Here is a 20,740-nt window from a genome sequence, read left to right as displayed (position 1 = left end):
CTGGAAGCCCAGCCACTTCAGATACTGCGCCGCCGCCGTGATCGCGTCCCGGCTCGTGCGGATCGTCACCGGCCGGAACGCCGGGCGCAGCACCGCCGAGGAGGGCGCCTGCGTTCGGGCGGGGGCGGCCGAGGCCCCCGGCGGTGCGGGGCGGGCGCCGCGCCCCTTCGACCGGCCGGCCGCGGCGTGCTCCGGGCCCGACGCCGCCTCGCGCGGAGGCCGGGGCACCGGCAGCCGCAGCAGAGTCCCGCAGGGGCAGCCGAGCTCGGGCTGCGGCCACTCGCCCTCGCGAGCGCAGGACGGGCAGCGCACGACGACCCAGGACTCCTGCCACGTGTGGTGCCGCAACTCCTCCGGCCGCGCGCCCTTCCGCACGGGAACGGTCAGCGGGGCACCGCAGGTGCAGGGGAAGGTGAGAGGGGAGTACGTGTGCTCGCGGCGGCATGCGGGGCAGTGCACCGGCACGCTCTCGGCCATCTTCGGCTCCAGCACGGTTCCTTGGGAGGGGTGGGACATCCATGGTCCCCGAAGCGGCGTGACTTGGGGAGAGTGCTGGCGTATTTGTTCGCGGACCGCGGCGGGGGTGGCCGGATACCGCGGCTCGGGATCGTCTCCGCGCTGACCGGCCGGCCAGCCGACCGAGCCGCGCGGCAAGAACACCGTACCGGCATCCGACAAGTTCTGGAGGTCGTCCGGGGCATCGCGTCGCGCGGGAGTGATCCGGGTGCCGTCAGGAGTGATCCGGGCGCCGCGGCGGGGGGCCGTGTTCCTTCTCCCTTCCGGAGGAACCTGCCACCGCACTGGCAGTCGGCCGCCGCCGCGGCGGACCCGGGGCCCGTACCGCCGGCCACCCCTCAGCGAACCGGTGGTACGGGCGCGCGAACGGCGACCTCCCGTCAACCGTCGCGCAGTTTGGCCGCGCCCGGCGCGCACGTGGGCGCATGCGCCGGGCGCGGTGACTCAGGCGTCGCGCAGCTCGCGCACTGCGGCCTCGACACGCTTGCCGTAGTCCGGGTCGGCAGCGTGGAAGTGGGCGAGGTTCCTCTCGACCACGTCATCGCGGCTGACCTGCGACAGCCCGCCCGCGATGTTGGCGACCAGCCGCCGCTTCTCCTCCTCCGACATCAGCCGGTAGAGCTCACCGGCCTGGAAGAAGTCCTCGTCCTTGGTGTGGGCCGGGGCCTCGTGCGTGCCCGTGTGGCCGGAGACGGCCAGCGGGGCGGACAGCGCCTGGCCGGTCTGCGCCGGGCCGTCGTACGAGTTGGGCTCGTAGTTCTTGGCCTGCCGGCCCTGGGAGTTGGTGGCCATCAGGCCGTCCCGGCCGTAGTTGTGCGCCTCGGTCCCGCGGGGCGCGTTGACCGCGAGCTGGGTGTGGTTGACGCCCAGGCGGTAGCGGTGCGCGTCGGCGTAGGCGAACAGCCGGCCCTGGAGCATCTTGTCCGGGGACGGGCCGATGCCGGGCACGAAGTTGTTCGGCGAGAACGCGGCCTGCTCGACCTCGGCGAACACGTTGTCCGGGTTGCGGTCCAGCACCAGGCGGCCGACCCGCTGGAGCGGGTAGTCGGTGTGCGGCCACACCTTCGTGAGGTCGAAGGGGTTGAAGCGGTAGTCCGCTGCCTCGGCCGCCGGCATGACCTGCACGTAGAGGGTCCAGGAGGGATGCACCCCGCGCTCGATGGCCTGGAGCAGGTCGGTCTGGTGCGAGTTGGCGTCCTTGCCCGCGGTCTCGGCGGCCTGCTCGCTGCTCAGGCAGCGGATGCCCTGGTTGGTCTTGAAGTGGTACTTGACGAAGAAGGCCTCGCCGTCGGCGTTCGTCCACTGGTAGGTGTGCGAGCCGTAGCCGTTCATGTGGCGGTACGAGGCGGGGATGCCGCGGTCGCCCATCAGCCAGGTGACCTGGTGGGTGGCCTCGGGGGCGTGCGCCCAGAAGTCCCAGACGTTGTCCGGCTCCTGCTTGCCGGTGAACGGGTCGCGCTTCTGCGAGTGGATGAAGTCGGGGAACTTGACGGGGTCCTTGATGAAGAACACCGGGGTGTTGTTCCCGACGAGGTCGTAATTGCCCTCTTCAGTATAGAACTTTAGGGCGAAGCCGCGCGGGTCGCGGACCGCGTCCGCGCCGCCGAGCGAGTCGGCCACTGTCGAGAACCGGAGGAAGACTTCGGTGCGCTTGCCGACGGTGCTCAGGAAGTCCGCTCGGGTGAAGCCGGTGACGTCGTCGGTCACCTCGAAGTGCCCGTACGCGCCGGAGCCGCGGGCGTGCACCACGCGCTCCGGGATGCGCTCGCGGTTGAAGCGGGCGAGCTTCTCGAGCAGGTGCTGGTCCTGGAGTAGCAGTGGGCCGCCGACTCCGGCGGTGGCGGAATTCTGGTTGTCGGCGACCGGAGCGCCGGACTCGGTCGTCAGCACACGCTTCGACATGGTGACCTTCCGTACGAGAGCGCGGAAGTGGGTTTCCGCACGTTGGAGCGTAGGGAGCGCCTCGGCAAAACGTCAACAGTTTGTTGAAGCGCTCGGAAGTCTGGACGGGGGGTGTTCCGGGCGGCGGCGCCTTGGGCGCGACAGGACAGTTGTCGGCGCCGCCGCCCGGGGCTTGTGTCGTCCGGGGAGCGACCCCCGGACCCCCAAGGGTTTCGGCTCGGGCTCGGTGCCCGGAGCCTCGGCTCAGGCCTGCTCGAACTCCTTGACGGCGTCGATGTTCGGGCCGTGCGGAGTGTTCGCCTCGCGCTCGATCAGGATCTCCACGAGCACCGGCCGGGAGGTCGAGACGGCCTCCTTGCGCGCCCACTCGATCGTCGAGCGGATGTCGGCCGGGTCGATCACCCGGCGGCCGGAGCAGCCGTACGCCTCCATCAGCTTGACGTTGTCCGTGCCGAACTCGTCGTAGTGGATGTCGACCTGGTAGTTCATGTCGTAGCCGACCGAGGCCTGGCGGATGAGGCCCAGGTACTCGTTGTTGAGCATGATGAGCACGTACGGCACGTTGTACTGCGCCGCGACCGCCAGCTCCTCGACCATGTACTGGAAGCCGTAGTCGCCCACGATGCCGACCACTTCGGTCGAGCCCTTGCCCATGCTCTCCAGGGCCTTCTTGACCCCGATCGCGGCCGGGACCTCCCAGCCGAGCGGGCCGGCCTGGCCGCAGACCTGGTAGTGGCGCGGCTTGTGGGCCTTCTGGTGCTGGCCGCCCCAGATCTGGTAGAGGCCGATCGCGGTGACGAAGTACGTGTCCTCGTCGAAGATCTCGTTGATCTCCTTGTAGACCCGCGGGGCCTTGACCGGGATGTCCTCGAAGTCCTCGCGCCGCACCAGGGTGCGCTTGAGCTCCTGGCAGCGCTCGATCCAGGCGCCGACCTCGGCCTTCGCCGTGCGGCGCCGGGCCGCGTCCAGCAGGGCCTTCAGGAACAGCCTCGCGTCGGAGACGATGCCCAGGTCCGGTTCGAAGACCCGGCCCAACTGGCCCGGCTCGATGTCGACATGGACGAACTTCCGGTCGCCCTTGTAGACATCCACGTTGGCGCCGGTGTGGCGGTCGCCGAAGCGGGCGCCGACCGCGAGGACGAAGTCCGACTCCAGGAAGGACGCGTTGGCGTACTTCTGCGAGGTCTGGATGCCGGTGGTGCCGAGGTTCAGCTCGTGGTCGTCCTCGATGCAGCCCTTGCCCATCAGGGTGACCTGGAAGGGGACTTGGAGCAGCTCGACCAGTTCGCGCAGCTCGTCCGAGGCCTCGGAGAGGATGACGCCGCCGCCCGCGAGGATCAGCGGACGCTCGGCCGCCAGCAGCATGTCCAGGGCCGCCTCGACGCGCGGCAGGTGCGGCTCCACGGTCTTGACCGGCAGCCGGGCGTCGATCTCCGCGTCGTACCAGATCTCCTGGAGGCCCTTGTCCAGAGGGATGTCGATGAGGACCGGGCCCGGGCGGCCCTCCCGCGCGACCCGGAACGCCTCGCGGAAGATCCACGGGATCTGCGCGGCCTCCTTGACCTGCACCGCCCACTTGGTGACCGGCTGGGCGATCTCCACGATGTCGACCGCCTGGAAGGCCTCCTGATGCAGCTTCGGAGAGACCGCCTGGCCGGTGATGCAGACCATCGGGATCGAGTCGGCCTGCGCGGTGTAGAGGCCGGTGACGAAGTTGGTCGCGCCGGGGCCCGAGGTGGCGATGGCGACGCCGACCTTGCCGTTCGTACGGGCCCAGCCGTCGGCCATGTGGGTCGCGCCCTCTTCGTGGCGGACCGTCAGGTGCTCGATGCCGCCCTCGACCTCCATCGCCTTGTAGAGGGGGAGGATCGCGGCGCCCGGGCAGCCGAAGGCGATGTCGACGCCCTCGTCCTTCATGATCTGCACGGCCGCCTGCATGGCGGGGAGCTTCTTGGCAGCCATGGTCAGTCCTCCAGCTTCGTGCCGGACAGGCGCTCGACGGCGCGCAGCAGGGCGGAGTGGTCGAGGCCGCCGTCGCCCTGGGCACGCAGGGAGGCGACGAGTTGGGCGACGACGGCCCCGACGGGCAGGGCGGCACCGACGGTGCGGGCGGCGTCGGTGACGATGCCCATGTCCTTGTGGTGCAGGTCGATGCGGAAGCCCGGCTTGAAGTCGCGCTTCAGGAAGTTGTCCTTCTTGCGCGCCAGGACGGTCGAGCCGGCGAGCCCGCCGCCCAGCACGTCCAGGGCCGCGGGCAGGTCCACGCCGGACTTCTCCAGGAAGACCACGGCCTCGGCGCAGGCCTGGATGTTGACCGCCACGATCAGCTGGTTGGCGGCCTTCACCGTCTGGCCCGAGCCGTGCGGGCCGCACAGCACGATGGTCTTGCCGAGCGCCTCGAACAGCGGCCTGGCCTCGTCGAAGTCGGGCTGCTCGCCACCGACCATGATGGAGAGCACGGCCTCGATGGCCCCGGCCTCGCCGCCGGAGACGGGCGCGTCCAGGACGCGGACGCCCTTGTCCTTGGCCGCCTCGGCGAGGTCGACCGAGGTCTGCGGGGTGATCGAGGACATGTCGATCAGCAGCGCCCCGGACTTCGCGTTCTCCAGGATGCCGTCGGGGCCGTACGCGATGGCCTCGACCTGCGGGGAGGCGGGCACCATCGTGATGACGACGTCGGCGTCCCGCACGGCCTCGGCGATCGAGCCCGCGGCGGTGCCGCCGCCCGCGGCCAGCCGGTCGAGCTTGGCCTGCTCCAGGGTGTAGCCGGTGACGGAGTAGCCGGCCTTGATCAGGTTCTCGGCCATGGGCGAGCCCATGATGCCGAGGCCTATCCAGGCGACCTTGGGGAGTGCGGTGGTGCTCATGGTGTCCTCTCGAAGTTTCTGTGCCGGCGCCGGCCCGACGGCGGTTCGGCTCTGGACGGGCTCCGGGCTCCGGGCTCCGGGCTCAGCGGAGCCAGTCGAAGGCGGTCTCGGCCGGGGACTTGTACTCGAGGCCGACCCAGCCCTCGTAACCCGCCTTGTCCAGGCGCTCGAAGAGGTCGGCGAAGTCGAGGTCGCCCGAACCGGGGGCGCCGCGGCCCGGGTTGTCCGCGATCTGTACGTGACCGGTCTTGCCGGTGTGGCGCTCGATGACCCGGTGCAGGTCCTCGCCGTTCATGGACAGGTGGTAGAGGTCCATGAGGAACGTGGCGTTGCCGAGCCCCGTGGCCGCGTTCACCTTGTCCACGACCTCGATCGCGGCCTCCGCGCTCACCAGCGGATAGCGCGGCGACTCGGGCCTGTTGAGGGTCTCGACCAGCAGCGTCGCGCCCACCCGGTCGGCGGCGCGGGCGGCCAGTACGAGGTTCTCCAGCGCGAGCGCGTCCTGGACCTGCGGGTCCACGCCCTCGACCCGGTTGCCGTACAGCGCGTTGAGCGCGGTGCAGCCGACGGACCGGGCGAAGCCGGCGGCCACGTCGATGTTGGCCCGGAAGCGGTCCGACTCCTCGCCGGGCAGCGACAGCGCACCGCGGTCCGGGCCCGGGAGCTGCCCCGCGTAGAAGTTCAGACCCACCAGCCGCGTACCGGCGTCGTCCAGCGCCCCTCGCAGGGCGTCGAGCTCGGCCTGCTCGGGCGTGGGCGAGTCGACCCAGGGCCACCACAACTCCACCGCGCCGAACCCGGCCGCCGCGGCGGCCGCGGGCCGCTCCAGCAGCGGGAGCTCGGTGAAGAGGATCGACAGGTTCACATCGAAGCGCTGGTCGAGGCTGAACTGATGGGGGAAGAGGGCCATGAGCCGCTGCGCTCCTTCCGTATTGCGGAAATTGATTTCTGCTTGATGGAAGGAAGCGTGCAGCCGGGGCGGCTGACCTGTCAAGAGGGGATGTCGCGCGTCTTGCGCGGAGCGCTAGGTTGAGGGCGTGCGACTGAGAGTGGAGTTCACGACGGAACCGTTCGATCTCGACGAGGCGCCGACGCACGCCGTGGTGGCCCGGGAGGTCATGCACTCGGCCGAGCTGGACGCCGTGGACGTCGGACCGTTCGGCAACACCGCGGAAGGCGAGGCGGCCGCGGTGCTCACCGCGGTCGACGCCATGCTGCGCCGGACCTTGGAGGCCGGGGCCACGCGGGTCTCGTTGCAGGTCAACGTGGTGGGGGAGGCCGTGCGGTGAGCGAGGCGGCCGATCACCCGTTCGTCGCGGCGGTCAAGCCGCTGGTCGACGCCATGGGCGGCGAGATGGTCGCCCCGGAGCAGGCCCGGGGCGACGACGTCGTGCTCGCCTGGGAGGGGCGCGACATGGTGGCCGTGCGGCTGCCGCACCTCTCGGACTCCCTGGACCACATCCTCGCCGAGCTGGAGCGGCGCCACGGCGGGCCGCTCTCGGAGCTGGACCGCAAGGAGAAGCAGTCGGTCGTCCGCATATTGGAGACCCGCGGCGCCTTCTCCGTACGCCATGGAGTGGAAACCGTCGCCTCGGCACTCGGCGTCAGCCGCTTCACCGTCTACAACTATCTGAACAGGGAAAACGCGACCAAGGGCGACTAGGCGGCAGCCCGGGGTCGGGGCGTCCCGGTTCGGCGGGGCGCGGGTACGGGTCATGGGTGCGGCGGTGCCCGGCAGTGTCCAGTGGCGTCCGGCGGTGGCGAACCGGCGGCGACCGGCGCGCGGCGCACGCGAACCTTTCCGAACTTTCAACAAAGTGTTGACGCGGTGTTGCGGGAGGGCGTTAGCTAGTCGACAGCCCACCGCATTCAAGCCACGGAGGCTTTCCCGTGTCTTCGCCCCGGACGCCGGGCCTCGCCCGGTTCAACACCTCGGACCCCGCAGCGGCGCGAGCCGCGCTCCACGAGGTGTGTGCCAGTTCGGCCTGGGGGAGCAAGCTCCTCGCCCAGCGCCCGTACGCCACGACCGACGCCCTCCTCGTCGCAGGCGACGCCGCCATGGCCGAGCTGACCGCCGAGGACCTGGCCGAGGCCATGGCGGGGCACCCGCCGATCGGGCGGCCGACCCCCGGCGATCCCACCTCGGCGCGCGAGCAGAGCGGCGTGCAGGAGTCCCTGCGCGAGGAGCTGCTCGAACTCAACCTGGCCTACCAGGACAGGTTCGGGCACGTCTTCCTCATCTGCGCCACCGGCAGGACCGGCGACCAGATGCTGGCCGCGCTCAAGGAGCGGATCGGCAACGACCCGGACACCGAGCGGGAGACCGTCCGCACCGAGCTGGGAAAGATCAACCGAATCCGGCTCACCCGCCTCGTGGAAACCGGCGAGGAGCTCGTGGAAACCGACGAGGAGAACGCCTCATGACCTCCGAGACGACGACCGCTTCCGTGTCCACGCACATCCTGGACACCAGCATCGGGCGCCCCGCCGAGGGCGTGGCCGTCGGACTCTCCGTCCGCACGGGCGCCGAGGGAGCCTGGTTCGCGCGCGGCGCCTCCAAGACCGATGCGGACGGGCGCTGCAAGGACTTCCCGGCCCTGCCGGAGGGCACCACCCACGTACGCCTGGAGTTCGAGACCGAGGCGTACTTCCTTTCAGACCAGCACAACGCCGCAAACCAGCAAGCCGAGGAACAGCAGGACGCCCCCCGCGTAAGGGACAGCGGAGCCTTCTTCCCGGAGGTGGCGATCACGTTCGCCGTCAAGCCGGGTGAGCACTACCACGTGCCGCTGCTGCTCAACCCGTTCGGCTACTCCGTATACCGAGGGAGCTAGCAGACCATGCCCACGATTCTCGGCCAGAACCAGTACGGCAAAGCGGAGAACCGCGTCGTCAAGATCACGCGGGACGGCGACACCCACCACATCAAGGACCTCAACGTCTCCGTCTCGCTCTCCGGCGACATGGACGAGGTCCACTACAGCGGCAGCAACGCCAACGTCCTGCCGACGGACACCACCAAGAACACGGTCTACGCCTTCGCCAAGGAGTACGGGATCGAGTCCGCCGAGCAGTTCGGCATCCACCTCGCCCGCCACTTCGTCACCAGCCAGGAGCCGATCCACCGGGCCCGCATCCGCATCGAGGAGTACGCCTGGGAGCGGATCGAGACCTCCGACGCCAACTCGAAGTTCATCGGCGCCGACGAGGTCAAGCACTCCTTCGTACGCCAGGGCCAGGAGGTGCGCACCGCCCAGATCACCTTCGACGGCGAGAACTGGGAGGTCGTCACCGGCCTCAAGGACCTCACCGTCATGAACTCCACCAACTCGGAGTTCTGGGGCTATGTGAAGGACAGGTACACCACCCTCCAGGAGGCGTACGACCGCATCCTCGCCACCCAGGTCCACGCCCGCTGGCGCTACAACTGGACCAGCGACGAGGACCGGCTGCCGAACTGGGAGAAGTCGTACGCGCAGGCCCGCAAGCACCTTCTGCAGGCCTTCGCCGAGACCTACAGCCTCTCCCTCCAGCAGACCCTCTACCAGATGGGTTCGCGGGTCATCAACAGCCGCTCGGAGGTCGACGAGGTCCGCCTCTCCCTGCCCAACAAGCACCACTTCCTGGTGGACTTGGAGCCCTTCGGCCTCAAGAACGAGAACGAGGTCTACTTCGCGGCCGACCGTCCGTACGGCCTCATCGAGGCCACCGTGCTGCGCGACGGTGTCGAGCCGCGGATCCCGGTCGACATGACCAACCTGTAGCACTCTCCGCCCAATCCACCCCCGACGCGTGCGCCGGCGTCACCACCAGGGGGAGAGCGGGGGCATCTGCGCAACACGCGGTACCGCGGACCCGGTCGTCACCCCGCTCGACCCCCGGGCCCGCTCCTCTCAAGGGAAGCACGAGGAATCAGCATGACGGCTTCGCGCATCGTCATCGAGAACTGCGCCATCGCGACCGTGGACGCCGGCGACACCGAGTACGCCGAGGGCCACATCGTCGTCGCGGACAACCTCATCGAGTCCGTCGGCGCAGGCAAGGCGCCCGAGGGGCTGGAGAACGTCGTACGGCGGGTGGACGGGACCGGCCACCTGGCCACTCCCGGCCTGGTCAACACCCACCACCACTTCTACCAGTGGATCACCCGCGGCCTGGCGCAGGACTCCAACCTCTTCAACTGGCTCGTCACGCTCTACCCGACCTGGGCACGCATTGACGAGCAGATGGTCCACGCGGCCGCGCAGGGCTCGCTCGCGATGATGGCCCGCGGCGGGGTCACCACCGCCATGGACCACCACTACGTCTTCCCGCGCGGCTCCGGCGACCTGCTCGGCGCCGAGATCCGCGCCGCCCGCGACATGGGCGTACGCTTCACCGCTGCCCGCGGTTCCATGGACCGCGGCGAGTCGGACGGCGGCCTGCCGCCGGACTTCGCCGTCGAGTCCACCGAGGACGCGCTGGCCGCCACCGAGGAGGCCATCGACACCCACCACGACGCCTCCTTCGGCTCGATGCTGCACATCGCCGCCGCCCCCTGCTCCCCCTTCTCCGTCTCCGCCGAACTGCTGCGGGAGGCCGCCGTGCTGGCCCGGCGCAAGGGCGTACGGCTGCACACCCACGGCTCGGAGACGGTGGAGGAGGAGAAGTTCTGCCACGAGCTGTTCGACATGGGCCCCACCGACTACTTCGAGTCCACCGGCTGGCTCGGCGAGGACGTGTGGATGGCGCACTGCGTCCACATGAACGACTCCGACATCGCCGCCTTCGCCCGGACGAAGACCGGCGTCGCCCACTGCCCCTCCTCCAACGCCCGCCTCGCGGCCGGGATCGCGCGCGTGCCGGACATGCTGGCCGCCGGGGTGCCGGTCGGCCTCGGCGTCGACGGCACCGCCTCCAACGAGTCCGGTGAGCTGCACACCGAACTGCGCAACGCGCTGCTCATCAACCGGCTCAGCGGCCACCGGGAGAATGCCCTGAACGCCCGGCAGGCGCTGCGCCTGGGCACCTACGGCGGAGCCCAAGTCCTGGGCCGGGCCGCCGAGATCGGGTCCCTGGAGGCCGGCAAGGCTGCCGACCTGGTGCTGTGGAAGCTCGACGGAATCGGCCACTCCTCGATCGCCGATCCGGTCGCGGCGCTGGTCTTCGGCGCGGCGGCGCCGGTGACGCTGTCGCTGATCAACGGCCGGGCCGTGGTCGAGGACAGCCACCTGACGACCGTCGACGAGGACGCCATCGCGCGGGCCGCCCGCGAGCAGGCGCGGCGGCTCGCACGGATCGCCGCCGGAAACTGACCGCGGCCATACGGCGGCGCCGCGCGGGCGGACCGGTAAGCCGCGCGGCGCGGGCGGATACGCAAGAGACGGATACGTAAGAGACGTGCACGTAAGAGACGCACGTAAGAGAGCAGCGAGAGCTCCGGCCGGGAGGGACGGCTTCCGGCCGGCGGCCGCGGACCCGAGCGGGGATTCGCGGCAGCGGTCGGCCCCGGGGGTCACGGGTCACAACACCCGTACACCCGGGGCCGGTTCACCACCCCTCAACAACCGTCCACCACCCCTCATCGCACCAACGCACCACCACCGCATGACCTCCCTGAAACCCGCGTCGCCAGGCGACGTGTTAACCGACAGGAGGATCGGGTGCACCCGGTCGATCAGACACTGCCCCCCTTCAAGCTGGTCACCAGCGGACTCCAGCACGTGGCCGCGATGTACGCGGGTGTGGTGGCCCCGCCCATGATCCTCGGCCCCGCGGTGGGGCTCAGCGCGGCGGAGACCGCGTTCCTCATGGGGGCGAGCCTCTTCACGGCGGGCCTCGCGACCCTCCTCCAGACCATAGGCTTCTGGAAGGTCGGCGCCCGGCTGCCGTTCGTCAACGGCGTCTCCTTCGCGGGCGTCACCCCGATGATCGCCGTCGGCAAGGCGCACGGTGCCGAGGACGCGCTGCCCGTCATCTTCGGCGCGGTCATTGTCGCCGGGCTCCTCGGCTTCGCCCTCGCCCCGTACTTCGGACGGCTCGTCCGCTTCTTCCCACCCGTCGTCACCGGCACCGTCATCACCCTGATCGGGGTGTCCCTGCTGCCGGTCGCCTTCAACTGGGCGCAGGGCGGCAACCCCGAGGCGGCGGACTACGGTTCGCTCCGCAACATCGCCCTGGCCGCCCTGACGCTGGCCATCGTGCTGCTGCTGCGCAGGCTGCTGCGCGGCTTCCTCCAGCAGATCGCGATCCTGCTCGGCCTGATCGCCGGCACGCTCGTCGCGATCCCCTTCGGCATGACGGACTTCGGCGCGATCGGGGATGCGGCACCGATCGGCTTCCCCACCCCGTTCCATTTCGGCGCGCCCCAGTTCGACCTGGCCGCGATCGTCTCCATGTGCATCGTGATGCTGGTGTGCATGACCGAGTCGACGGCCGACATCCTCGCCCTCGGCCGGATCGTCGACCGCCCGGCGGACGGGCGCACCATCGAAGGCGGCCTGCGCGCCGACACGTTGGGCACCGCGCTCAGCCCGCTGTTCAACGGCTTCGCGTGCAGTGCCTTCGCGCAGAACATCGGGCTGGTCGCGATGACGAAGGTGCGCAGCCGGTACGTGGTCGCCACCGCCGGGGGCATCCTCGTCCTGCTCGGCCTGTGTCCGATGGCCGCCTCCGTCATCGCGCTCGTACCGCTGCCCGTGCTGGGCGGGGCGGGCGTGGTGCTCTTCGGTTCGGTGGCGGCGAGCGGGATCCAGACGCTGTCCGGCGCGGCGCTGGAGAAGGGCGGGAACGCCCTGATCGTCGCCGCGTCGGTCGGCGTCGGCCTGATCCCGATCGCCGCCCCCGCCTTCTACCGCGCCTTCCCGGACGGCTTCCTGGTCATCCTGGACTCCGGCATCAGCACCGGATGCGTCATGGCGATAGCCCTGAACCTGTTCTTCAACCACCTGGGCAGGAAGGATTCTTCAGACCCCTCGCCGTCAACAGAGGCCGCGCCATCAGCGGAGCCGGGCAGTGATCTGTTGGCCGGCGCCGGACCTGCTCGTCAGGTCGGTGAAGGCCGGCTTCAGTGAGCGGCCGCCGCCCATGGGCCCGGCAACCGCTTGCTCCCCGCCGTCTCCCGCCTGCTTCCGGCCGCACTCGACACGGCCGATACGCTGCCGCCGGAACACCCGGCGAAACCACCTGAGAGACGGGGAAGACGATGAGTGAACAGGCCGAGCAGCGCTGTCAGGACCTCCCCGCCGCCGTCCTGTTCGACATGGACGGAACGCTCGTCGACACCGAGATCCTGTGGTGGCGCACGGCGGAGCGGGTCGCGCGGGGGCTCGGCCACACGCTGGGCGAGGCCGACGAGCCGGGCGTGATCGGCCGTTCGGTCGCCGACACCGCCGCCCACCTGCACGCGGCGACCGGCGGGGCCGGGACCCTGGAGGAGATCACCGCCGACCTGGACCGGCGTTTTCTCGCCGCCGTCGAGAGCGAGACCGTGCCCCGCCCGGGCGCGCTCCGGCTCCTGGACCTGCTCGCGTACGAGGGCGTTCCGGCCGCCCTGGTCTCGGCCTCGCCGAGGAGCGTCGTGGACACGGTCCTCAAGACCCTGGGCCCCGAGCGCTTCCGGGTCACCGTGGCCGAGGGCGAGACCCCGCGGACGAAGCCCGCCCCCGACCCGTACCTGGCCGCCGCCCAGGCGCTCGGTGCCGACCCGTCGGCCTGTGTCGCAGTGGAGGACAGCCCCGCGGGAGTCGCCTCGGCGGAGGCCGCGGGCTGCCGGGTGATCGCCGTCCCGTCCTTCACCCCGATCGGGGTGGGGCCGGGACGGACGATCCTGGGCAGCCTCGAAGAGGTGGGGCTGCCCCTGCTGTCCGGGCTCAGCCGCCCGAGGTCATCGTGACCTCCCCGCCTGACAGCGTGTAGCTCGCGTTGGCCTTGCAGGGGCCGTAGGCGTACGCGATGGTGTTGGTGCCGGTCCCCGGCTCCGGGTTGACGAAGGGCCGGTGGAGGCGCCCGAGCCGAACACGGCCCGGTCAGCCGAGGTTGACGGTGATCTTCTGTGTGGCACCGGCCGTCCCGCTCAGGTCCCCGAAGGTGAGGGTGAGCGAGGAGCCGGTGGTCGCGCTGGTGACGGTGGCGGGCTTGGACGTCACCGAGGAGACGGCACGGTTCCAGGTGAGGGTCAGCGAGGTCTGCATCAGCATGGGGTCGGAGACGCAGATCACCGCCGTGCCGTCGGTCTTCTCGCGGATCATCACGCAGGCGGGGGCGCTGGCGGTGAGGCCGCCGACCGTACCGCCGAACCAGAAGTTGACCGCGGTGAAGCCGAGTGAGGGGACGCGTATCCCCTGCTGGTTGTCGGTGTTCGCCAGCACCGTGAGCCAGCCGGTGTCGGCCGCGCGGGCCGAGGTCTGGGCGGTGGTCGCGCCCGGCATGAGGATGTAGGAGTAGGTGCCGGCCGTGGGGTCGGTGCCGTGGTCGCACCACACCGTCAGGTAGTTCCTGGTGAAGTCGGTCGTGGGGCCGCCGGTGTTGATGTCGCTCCAGGAGCCGGTGCGCTGCTGGCGGGTGGCCTTGACGGTCGAGCCGCCCGGGAAGACATAGCCGGCGTGCCCGGCGATGTGGGCCCACTTCGCGCCGCTGAAGGTCGTGGCGCCCCAGGGCGTGGTCGGCTGGGCGACCCCGTCCACGGTGAAGGCGTGTGTGCCCGTGGCCCCGAGGTTCCGGTTCTCCACCACGGACTCCACACCCGTACCGTCCGTGCACTTGATGCCGGCGCCCAGGCACACGATCGAGTCGTCCAGGCAGAACCAGGACTTCTTCGCCATCAGCGTGCTGGAGACGCCCTTCAGGTACTGGCCGATCGCGGCCTGCGTGCCGTCGGTTGCCCCGCCCACCCAGTTGACGTCCGGCCTCGCCGCGCCCCAGGTGCCGCCCGCGCCGTCGGCCAGGACCTTCTTGGAGGCGGTGGTACCGGGCAGCCGGTACGGGTCGACGGTCGGCCAGAAGGCGTCGCTGTACTGGCCGTTGCCGTAGGTGTCGCCCCACCAGTAGAGCATTCCCGCCCCGGTGTGCCAGCCCCGCGGGTTCTCGCCGTTGCCGTACTCGTAGTACGAGATGCGCTTGTTGGCCATGCTGATGGAGGCGGCCCAGCCGGGGCGGCGGTGCATGGCGCGGGCCATGCTCGGGAAGAGGCGGTGCCCGGTGGGTTCCGCCGTCGCGGTGACCGAGGCGTCGTCCTGGACGGCCTTGAGCCGGGCCAGGCCCGGCACGCTGAGCGAGCGGTCGCTGAGCACGGGGCTGTAGTAGTCACGCGCCATCCAGCCCTTGACCATCGCGCGCCAGCGCGCGTTGTCCGCGCTGGGCGCGCCCTGGCCGAGCAGGGCGATGGCGGCCATGATGCCGTGGCCGCGTACGTGGTCGGCGTGCTGGAGCGTCTCGGAGGTGCCGCGGCTGATGGCCCGCCCGGAGACGTTGTCCACGACCAGGCCGTTGTAGAGGAAGGGCGCCCAGGCGTTGTCGACCGCGGAGAACAGGATCTGCCGGTTGGGGTCGGTGACGGGCCAACTGGACCCGGCGAGCAAGGCGAAGAGCATGCCGAGCCCACCGATCATCACCGCACCGTACGAGCCGGTGTACGGGATGGTGGAGTGCTGGATGAACGATCCGTCGACGTAGAGGCCGTCGCCCGAGGTGACGTAGGGGAAGACGGGGGAGAGGGCGTTCCGGGCCAGCGTGATCTTGGCCGCGTTCTTGCCGACGACGCCGCGCAGGGCGAGCACCCGGCACAGGTCCACGCGGTTGGCGCCGGTGCTCGTGCCGGAGTAGCTCCCGACGGCGGAGTCGGGCACGAAGTGGTCGACGGCCCGGATGTAGTTGGCGATCTGGGTCGCGGTCAGGGTGTCGTACATCAGCACGCAGACGTCCAGCAGGGGGTGCGGTGCGCCGATCTGCCAGCTGTACCAGTTGCCGTAGCGCGTGGTGTTCTCGTTGTAGACCTGGTTGTAGAGGTGGTCCAGGCCGGTGATGATCGCGGATCTGAGCGTGGCGTCCCCGGTCAGGCCGGTGCCGGGCTGGGCGTAGGCCTCGGCCATGGTTCTCAGCCGGGCGTAACTGTCCTGGATCTTGCCGGAGTAGCCGAACGACTCCTGGTCGGTGTCCGGTTCCGGGTCGGTGAACACCGCGTCCGGCCAGAGCGATCCGGTCGCCGGGGCCATCGTGGAGCGGTACTGCCCGGCGGTGGTGCCGAGTTGCGCGAGCTTGCTGGCGAACGGCTCCGCGGTGGCGTTGAAATCGCTTCCAAGGATCAGGGATCGCCAGGTGGCGCGGAGCGTGTCGAACTCGTCCGCCGCGGCGGCGGACTCCGCGGCCGAGGCGCGCGACGCCAGGGCCATGCCCAGGGCGGACGCGCCCGTGGTGAGAAGGAAACCGCGACGGGACCATGGATTCGTCATTGAATCTCCGAGGTGGTCGTAGAGCGCGCCCACCTGGCGCAAGCGGTTTCCTACCACCGGTGGTATGAACCACTCAAGGCATCTGCCGAAAACGATCGAAGCGACCAAATCCCGCCCGCCTGCGGACTGTTCAGGTATGTGTCAACCATCCCCGTGCATGCACGGGGCGCACACGCGCCGGCCCCGACCCGCCGTGGAAAACGGCGGCCCGGGGCCGGGCCCAGTGGGTGGTCAGCGTTGGGCGGTGGCCCTCCGGCGGCGGGAGACGATCAAGAAGGCGGTGCCCGCGGCGAGCACGGCCGCGGCCGTGCCCGCGATCGGCAGTGCGGCGCCGCCACCGGTGGAGGCGAGGTCGTCCTCCGCAGGCGCCGGGGACTCGCTGCCCATCGGCGAGGGCTGCGGCGCGGCGGCCGAGTCCTCCGGAGCCGGGGGCGCCGAACTCGGCGGCGGGGCCTGCTCGTTGTCCTCCGCGGGCGGGGCGGACCGGGGCAGGCAGCCCGAGAAGGGGAAGTGGTGCGTCTCGGCGCTGCCCACGGCCGTGAGCGACTTGGCGATCACGGTTCCCTCGAGCGGGCCGCCCGTGCCCAGGTCGACGGCCGCGCCCGGTGCCAGCACCGAGCCCGGCCACGACATGTCGCTCTTCTTGGTGACCTTGGTGGCTTCGGGGAAGTTCCAGAGCAGGTGGCCCTGGAGCTCGCTGGGCCCGTCGATCGCGTACGTCCCGGCGGCGTTCATGTCGTACGCGGTGCCGGAGACGTTCACGACCGAGGACGAGCCCTGCGGCACGTCGAAGGTGATGTGCTTGGCGCCCTGGAGCTGGCCGGCCGTCACCGAGAAGGTGTTGATCTTGGCGTCGGTGCCGGTGAGGGTCAGTGTGGTGTCCCCGCCGTCCGCCTTGAGGGCGGTGGTGCCCCGGGCGGCCTCCTTGGCGAGGGCGGCCGAGAGCGAGCGGAGCTTGCCGAACTCGCCCGCGAAGTCCACGGGCGAGCCGCCCTGCGCGGCGGTGCGGGCGGGGGACTGCGGCTTGACCTCGACCGCGCGCCCGCTCAACTTCCCGTACACCGCACTTCCCTTCTCCAGCACGGTGTAGTGCTTGGAGCCGGTGGCCAGGGTGCCGCCGACGACCAGCGCCGCGTTCCCGGGGAGTGCGTCGGTGGAGGGCAGGTGGCTGCCGATGCTGAAGCCGCCGGTGAACTCGGCGTCGCCGCCGACCGCGACGGCGCCTTCGCTGTCGGGCGTGCGGGTCGCGTCGGTCTCGATGAACTCGTTGTACTGGCCCGCGACGCCCAGCGGCTGGTCGCAGGACTCATTCGCCGAAGCGGTGGGTGTGGTCAGCACCATGGATCCGCCGAGCACCAGAACGGCCGCGGCGGAAGCGGATATACGCATGCGTGATGATCTCTTCCGAACGTATTGGGTGTGGGGGAGATCGATCATGTGGGGGGAATGATCGTCTCGCATGCTTCCGGGCCGGGTACGCGATGGTCAAGACCAATCCTCGTTGCGGTGTGGTTACGGGTTGTCGAACGGGGGTAAGGCACGCCGACGGCCCCCAACCCGCAAGGGGTCAGGGGCCGTTGGGCTCGCCCTGTCGGTGCGTTCTTGCAGCGTGCTGACGGAGGTTCAGCGCTCCAGCTGCTGGAGGCTCAGCTCTCCAGCAGCTCGTACGCCGGCAGCGTGAGGAAGTCCGCGTAGTCCTCGTCGAGGGCGACCTTCAGCAGCAGGTCGTGCGCCTGCTGCCAGCGGCCGGCCGTGAAGGCCTCCTCGCCGATCTCCTCGCGGATCGCGGCCAGTTCCTCGTCGGCGACCCGGCGGGCGAGCTCGGGCGTGGCCTTCTCGCCGTTCTCGAAGACGACCCCCGCGTTGATCCACTGCCAGATCTGGGAGCGGGAGATCTCCGCGGTGGCGGCGTCCTCCATCAGGTTGAAGATGGCGACGGCGCCCAGCCCGCGCAGCCACGCCTCGATGTAACGGGTGGCCACCTGAACGGCGTTGCGCAGTCCTTCGTACGTCGGCCGGGCGTCCAGCGAGGCGATGTCGATCAGCTGATCGGCCGTCACCCGGACGTCCTCGCGCAGCCGGTCCTTCTGGTTCGGCCGCGCGCCGAGCACCGCGTCGAACGAGGCCCGGGCGACCGGCACCAGGTCGGGGTGCGCGACCCAGGAGCCGTCGAACCCGTCGGCCGCCTCGCGGTCCTTGTCGGCCTTGACCTTCTCCAGCGCCTTGGCGTTGACCTCGGGGTCGCGGCGCGAGGGGATGAACGCGGCCATGCCGCCGATCGCGTGCGCCCCGCGCTTGTGGCAGGTGCGGACGAGCAGTTCGGTGTACGCGCGCATGAACGGCGCCGTCATGGTCACCGCGTTGCGGTCCGGCAGCACGAACCGGGCGCCGCCGTCACGGAAGTTCTTGACGATGGAGAACAGGTAGTCCCAGCGGCCCGCGTTGAGCCCGGAGGCGTGGTCGCGCAGCTCGTAGAGGATCTCGTCCATCTCGTACGCGGCGGTGATCGTCTCGATCAGCACGGTCGCGCGGATGGTGCCCTGGGGGATGCCCGCGTAGTCCTGGGCGAAGGCGAAGATGTCGTTCCAGAGGCGGGCCTCCAGGTGGGACTCGGTCTTCGGCAGGTAGAAGTACGGGCCCTTGCCGAGGTCCAGCAGGCGCTGGGCGTTGTGGAAGAAGTAGAGCCCGAAGTCGACGAGGGCACCCGGCACGGCGCTGCCGTCGATCCGGAGGTGGCGCTCGTCCAGGTGCCAGCCGCGCGGCCGGGTCACCACCGTCGCCAGCTCCTCGGCGGGCCTCAGGGCGTACGACTTGCCCTCGGGGGTGCTGAAGTCGATCCGGCGCTCGTAGGCGTCGATCAGGTTGAGCTGGCCGAGGACGACGTTCTCCCAGGTGGGGGCGGAGGCGTCCTCGAAGTCGGCGAGCCAGACCTTCGCGCCGGAGTTGAGCGCGTTGATGGTCATCTTGCGGTCCGTGGGCCCGGTGATCTCCACGCGCCGGTCGTCGAGCGCGGCGGGCGCCGGGGCGACCGTCCAGTCGCCCTCGCGGATGTGCGCCGTCTCGGGCAGAAAGTCCAGCGTGCCGGTGCGGGCGATCTCCGCGCGGCGCTGCCTGCGCAGCGCGAGGAGTTCGTCGCGGCGGGGGGTGAATCTCTGGTGGAGGGCGGCGACGAAGGCGAGGGCCGCGTCGGTCAGGACCTCCTCCTGCCGCGGGACGGGCTCGGCGTCGACGATGGCCAGCGGGGACGGCGCTGGTGCGGACATGGGCTGTCACTCCATTCGGCGGGCGGCGCGGGTTCGGCCGCGGGGCGCGGGGTGCTCCGGCGGGCGGCGGCACGGGGTGCCGCCTGTTCCCGCTCGGCGTACGGACGCGGCCGCGGGCGCCGTCCGGGGGTTCAGGCGCTTCTGACCAGTGGAGAATAGTTTCCTCATGGTGGAAGTTCAAGGTGTGTTGATGTCGAGAGATTTTCCGGGGGTGGAGGGGTGGCGTTCGTCGGGCGTCAAAGGGCTCCCGGATGGCTCCGAGTGCCACCATCTCGCCGCGGCGAACCGTCGGCCAGGGGGCGGTCTCGGTCCGGGGTCGAGTTTCCGCCGGGGGGCGAGTCCCTGGCCGGGGTCGACTTCCCGGCCGGGGGTGTGTCAGCCCGAGGGCGTGTCCGTGCCCGGGGGTGTGTCCCGGCCCGAGGGCATGTCCGTGCCCAGCCCCAAACCGGCCCGCTTCAGGTCCTCCGGGGTGTCGATGTCGTCGGGTGCTGCGATGTCCGAGCAGTCGATGAGCCGGAGCTGTGCGGCGTGCCGCTGGAGATAGGCGCGGGCGCCCTGTTCGCCGGTCGCGCTCGCGGCGACACCGGACCAGTGGTCGGCGCCGAACAGGACGGGGTGGCCGCGGCGGCCGTCGTACGAGGCGGCGGCCAGGGTCGACGGCGACGCGTACGCCGCGGCCACGCGGACCACCGCCTCCGGGCCGATGCCCGGCTGGTCGACCAGGGCCACGAGCGCGGCAGGGCTGACGGTGGCCGTGAGCGAGGCCAGGCCCCTCTGCAGTGAACTCCCCATGCCCTGCGCCCAGTCGGGGTTGTCGACCAGCACGCAGCCGGTCAGGCGCGCCCGCTCCCGTACGGTGTCGGCCGAGGCGCCGAGGACCACGTGCACCGGGTCGCAGCCGCCCTCGCGGAGGGTGCGCACCGCGTGCTCGATGAGTGGCCGGCCGCCGTGGTCGAGCAGGGCCTTGGGGTGTCCGCCGAGGCGGCGGCCGGCGCCGGCGGCGAGGAGGAGCCCTGCGACGGGTGCGTTCCGGTCGGCGCCGGTTGCGGGCGGGTTCCGGTCGTCTCCGGTTCCGGTCCGCGTTCCGGTCCGCGGGCGCGTGGGTTCGCTCTGGGGCGTCATGGGCTCTGCTATATCGCAACCGGCCTGGCCCTGGGCATGAGTCAGACCGGGGCAAGGTCGGTATGTCGTGTTTGTTCCCCTTGGGCCTCAACCTCACGGGCTGAATTTCGCACTCTGTGTGGCGCTCGGTGCGGAGAGTGGCGTTAACTGATGCGCGGTTTCTCGCGTCGTCTGACCGCGCCGCGAGGGCGGGCGGAAGACCGGGAGGGGGAATCGGTGGGCCGGAGCGAGGAGAGATTCCACGGCGGGCCGACGGGCGCCGTGGCGGTGGAGGACGCCGTAGCAGTGGAGCACGGGCAGGCGGTCGACGGCGACCAGGACCCGAGGGTAGTGGAGGACCCTCGGGTGCTTGAGCTGTCCGAGGCCGTGTCCCGGCTGCGCCGTGAACTCGCCGGGCACCCGGCGGACTTGTCGGACCGGGCGGTGGCCGAGGATGAACTCGCGGCGCTGGACGCGATGGTGCGCGCCGGGGCGCCGGAGGTGCCGCGGCTGAGACGGTCTCTGCTGCTGGTGGCGGGGGCGCTGGGGTCGGTCAGCGCGTTGGCGCCCGCGCTGGCGGAGATGCGCCAGGTCATCGACACCTTCAGCGAGGTCCCGCGCCAGCGGGCGGGGGACTGACCGTCAGGGGGCTCCGCCCCCACCC

17 protein-coding genes and 1 pseudogene are annotated in these 20,740 nt (G+C 70.8%); 9 read left to right on the top strand and 9 right to left on the bottom strand.

The window, feature by feature from the left end; genetic code table 11:
* From AOK16_RS03480 to AOK16_RS03460, 5 genes and pseudogenes are all read right to left on the bottom strand, one after another.
* Positions 1 to 477 (bottom strand): annotated as a pseudogene (locus tag AOK16_RS03480) (hypothetical protein); the annotation flags it as partial.
* Between the two features lie 483 nt (positions 478 to 960).
* Positions 961 to 2,418 (bottom strand): catalase, encoded by a 1,458-nt coding sequence (locus tag AOK16_RS03475; protein WP_055470726.1) that lies wholly within the window; start codon positions 2,416 to 2,418, stop codon positions 961 to 963.
* A 243-nt stretch (positions 2,419 to 2,661) separates the two neighbouring features.
* Positions 2,662 to 4,380, bottom strand: coding sequence for a glyoxylate carboligase (gcl, locus tag AOK16_RS03470; protein ID WP_055470725.1), 1,719 nt, complete (start codon positions 4,378 to 4,380; stop codon positions 2,662 to 2,664).
* Between the two features lie 2 nt (positions 4,381 to 4,382).
* Positions 4,383 to 5,285 carry a 2-hydroxy-3-oxopropionate reductase gene (locus AOK16_RS03465; protein ID WP_055470724.1) on the bottom strand — a complete coding sequence of 301 codons (903 nt, stop codon included), beginning with the start codon at positions 5,283 to 5,285 and terminating at the stop codon, positions 4,383 to 4,385.
* Between the two features lie 82 nt (positions 5,286 to 5,367).
* A complete protein-coding gene (locus AOK16_RS03460) occupies positions 5,368 to 6,195 on the bottom strand; it encodes a TIM barrel protein (protein WP_055470723.1) in 828 nt (275 codons plus the stop codon).
* A 127-nt stretch (positions 6,196 to 6,322) separates the two neighbouring features.
* Between AOK16_RS03460 and AOK16_RS03455 the strand changes: the two genes are divergently transcribed.
* The 8 genes from AOK16_RS03455 to AOK16_RS03420 all read left to right on the top strand — a co-directional run bounded on the left by AOK16_RS03455 (position 6,323) and on the right by AOK16_RS03420 (position 13,158).
* A complete protein-coding gene (locus AOK16_RS03455; RefSeq protein ID WP_079101019.1) occupies positions 6,323 to 6,574 on the top strand; it encodes a YkoF family thiamine-binding protein in 252 nt (83 codons plus the stop codon).
* A complete protein-coding gene (locus AOK16_RS03450; protein ID WP_055470721.1) occupies positions 6,571 to 6,948 on the top strand; it encodes a helix-turn-helix domain-containing protein in 378 nt (125 codons plus the stop codon). Before AOK16_RS03455 ends, AOK16_RS03450 begins: the two co-directional genes overlap by 4 nt.
* 227 nt (positions 6,949 to 7,175) lie before the next feature.
* On the top strand, positions 7,176 to 7,709 hold the full coding sequence (gene uraD, locus AOK16_RS03445; RefSeq protein ID WP_055470720.1) for a 2-oxo-4-hydroxy-4-carboxy-5-ureidoimidazoline decarboxylase: 534 nt from the start codon (positions 7,176 to 7,178) through the stop codon (positions 7,707 to 7,709).
* Positions 7,706 to 8,119 carry a hydroxyisourate hydrolase gene (gene uraH, locus AOK16_RS03440; RefSeq protein ID WP_055470719.1) on the top strand — a complete coding sequence of 138 codons (414 nt, stop codon included), beginning with the start codon at positions 7,706 to 7,708 and terminating at the stop codon, positions 8,117 to 8,119. The genes uraD and uraH overlap by 4 nt, the downstream gene beginning before the upstream one ends.
* 6 nt (positions 8,120 to 8,125) lie before the next feature.
* Positions 8,126 to 9,049 carry a factor-independent urate hydroxylase gene (gene pucL / locus AOK16_RS03435; RefSeq protein ID WP_055470718.1) on the top strand — a complete coding sequence of 308 codons (924 nt, stop codon included), beginning with the start codon at positions 8,126 to 8,128 and terminating at the stop codon, positions 9,047 to 9,049.
* 153 nt (positions 9,050 to 9,202) lie between these two features.
* Positions 9,203 to 10,579, top strand: coding sequence for an 8-oxoguanine deaminase (locus AOK16_RS03430; RefSeq protein WP_055470717.1), 1,377 nt, complete (start codon positions 9,203 to 9,205; stop codon positions 10,577 to 10,579).
* Between the two features lie 348 nt (positions 10,580 to 10,927).
* Positions 10,928 to 12,337, top strand: coding sequence for a nucleobase:cation symporter-2 family protein (locus tag AOK16_RS03425; protein ID WP_055470716.1), 1,410 nt, complete (start codon positions 10,928 to 10,930; stop codon positions 12,335 to 12,337).
* Between the two features lie 131 nt (positions 12,338 to 12,468).
* Positions 12,469 to 13,158, top strand: coding sequence for an HAD family hydrolase (locus AOK16_RS03420; protein WP_055470715.1), 690 nt, complete (start codon positions 12,469 to 12,471; stop codon positions 13,156 to 13,158).
* 133 nt (positions 13,159 to 13,291) lie between these two features.
* On the opposite strand, the gene AOK16_RS03415 is transcribed toward AOK16_RS03420, so the two are convergent.
* The 4 genes from AOK16_RS03415 to AOK16_RS03400 form a co-directional block, all read right to left on the bottom strand.
* Entirely contained in the window at positions 13,292 to 15,712 is a 2,421-nt protein-coding gene (locus AOK16_RS03415; protein WP_055470714.1) for a polysaccharide lyase 8 family protein, read from the bottom strand.
* Between the two features lie 231 nt (positions 15,713 to 15,943).
* Positions 15,944 to 17,101, bottom strand: coding sequence for a choice-of-anchor A family protein (locus AOK16_RS03410; RefSeq protein ID WP_055470713.1), 1,158 nt, complete (start codon positions 17,099 to 17,101; stop codon positions 15,944 to 15,946).
* Positions 17,102 to 17,358: 257 nt separating this feature from the next.
* A complete protein-coding gene (gene aceB, locus AOK16_RS03405) occupies positions 17,359 to 18,975 on the bottom strand; it encodes a malate synthase A (protein WP_055470712.1) in 1,617 nt (538 codons plus the stop codon).
* Between the two features lie 375 nt (positions 18,976 to 19,350).
* A complete protein-coding gene (locus tag AOK16_RS03400; RefSeq protein WP_079101017.1) occupies positions 19,351 to 20,097 on the bottom strand; it encodes a nucleotidyltransferase family protein in 747 nt (248 codons plus the stop codon).
* A 285-nt stretch (positions 20,098 to 20,382) separates the two neighbouring features.
* Between AOK16_RS03400 and AOK16_RS03395 the strand changes: the two genes are divergently transcribed.
* Entirely contained in the window at positions 20,383 to 20,715 is a 333-nt protein-coding gene (locus AOK16_RS03395) for a DUF5955 family protein (protein WP_055470727.1), read from the top strand.
* Positions 20,716 to 20,740: the final 25 nt, after the last annotated feature.

This window comes from Streptomyces pathocidini (assembly GCF_001418495.1).
GTDB lineage: Bacteria > Actinomycetota > Actinomycetes > Streptomycetales > Streptomycetaceae > Streptomyces > Streptomyces pathocidini.
The sequence above is the reverse complement of the archived record's forward strand: the minus strand, read 5'-3'. Positions and strand labels throughout refer to the sequence as shown.

Coding starts and splice junctions, on each gene's coding strand:
- AOK16_RS03475 (WP_055470726.1), bottom strand. CDS start 2,418: ATGTCGAAGCGTGTGCTGACGACCGAGTCCGGCGCTCCGGTCGCCGAC.
- gcl (WP_055470725.1), bottom strand. CDS start 4,380: ATGGCTGCCAAGAAGCTCCCCGCCATGCAGGCGGCCGTGCAGATCATG.
- AOK16_RS03465 (WP_055470724.1), bottom strand. CDS start 5,285: ATGAGCACCACCGCACTCCCCAAGGTCGCCTGGATAGGCCTCGGCATC.
- AOK16_RS03460 (WP_055470723.1), bottom strand. CDS start 6,195: ATGGCCCTCTTCCCCCATCAGTTCAGCCTCGACCAGCGCTTCGATGTG.
- uraH (WP_055470719.1), top strand. CDS start 7,706: ATGACCTCCGAGACGACGACCGCTTCCGTGTCCACGCACATCCTGGAC.
- pucL (WP_055470718.1), top strand. CDS start 8,126: ATGCCCACGATTCTCGGCCAGAACCAGTACGGCAAAGCGGAGAACCGC.
- AOK16_RS03430 (WP_055470717.1), top strand. CDS start 9,203: ATGACGGCTTCGCGCATCGTCATCGAGAACTGCGCCATCGCGACCGTG.
- AOK16_RS03420 (WP_055470715.1), top strand. CDS start 12,469: ATGAGTGAACAGGCCGAGCAGCGCTGTCAGGACCTCCCCGCCGCCGTC.
- AOK16_RS03415 (WP_055470714.1), bottom strand. CDS start 15,712: ATGACGAATCCATGGTCCCGTCGCGGTTTCCTTCTCACCACGGGCGCG.
- AOK16_RS03410 (WP_055470713.1), bottom strand. CDS start 17,101: ATGCGTATATCCGCTTCCGCCGCGGCCGTTCTGGTGCTCGGCGGATCC.
- aceB (WP_055470712.1), bottom strand. CDS start 18,975: ATGTCCGCACCAGCGCCGTCCCCGCTGGCCATCGTCGACGCCGAGCCC.
- AOK16_RS03400 (WP_079101017.1), bottom strand. CDS start 20,097: ATGACGCCCCAGAGCGAACCCACGCGCCCGCGGACCGGAACGCGGACC.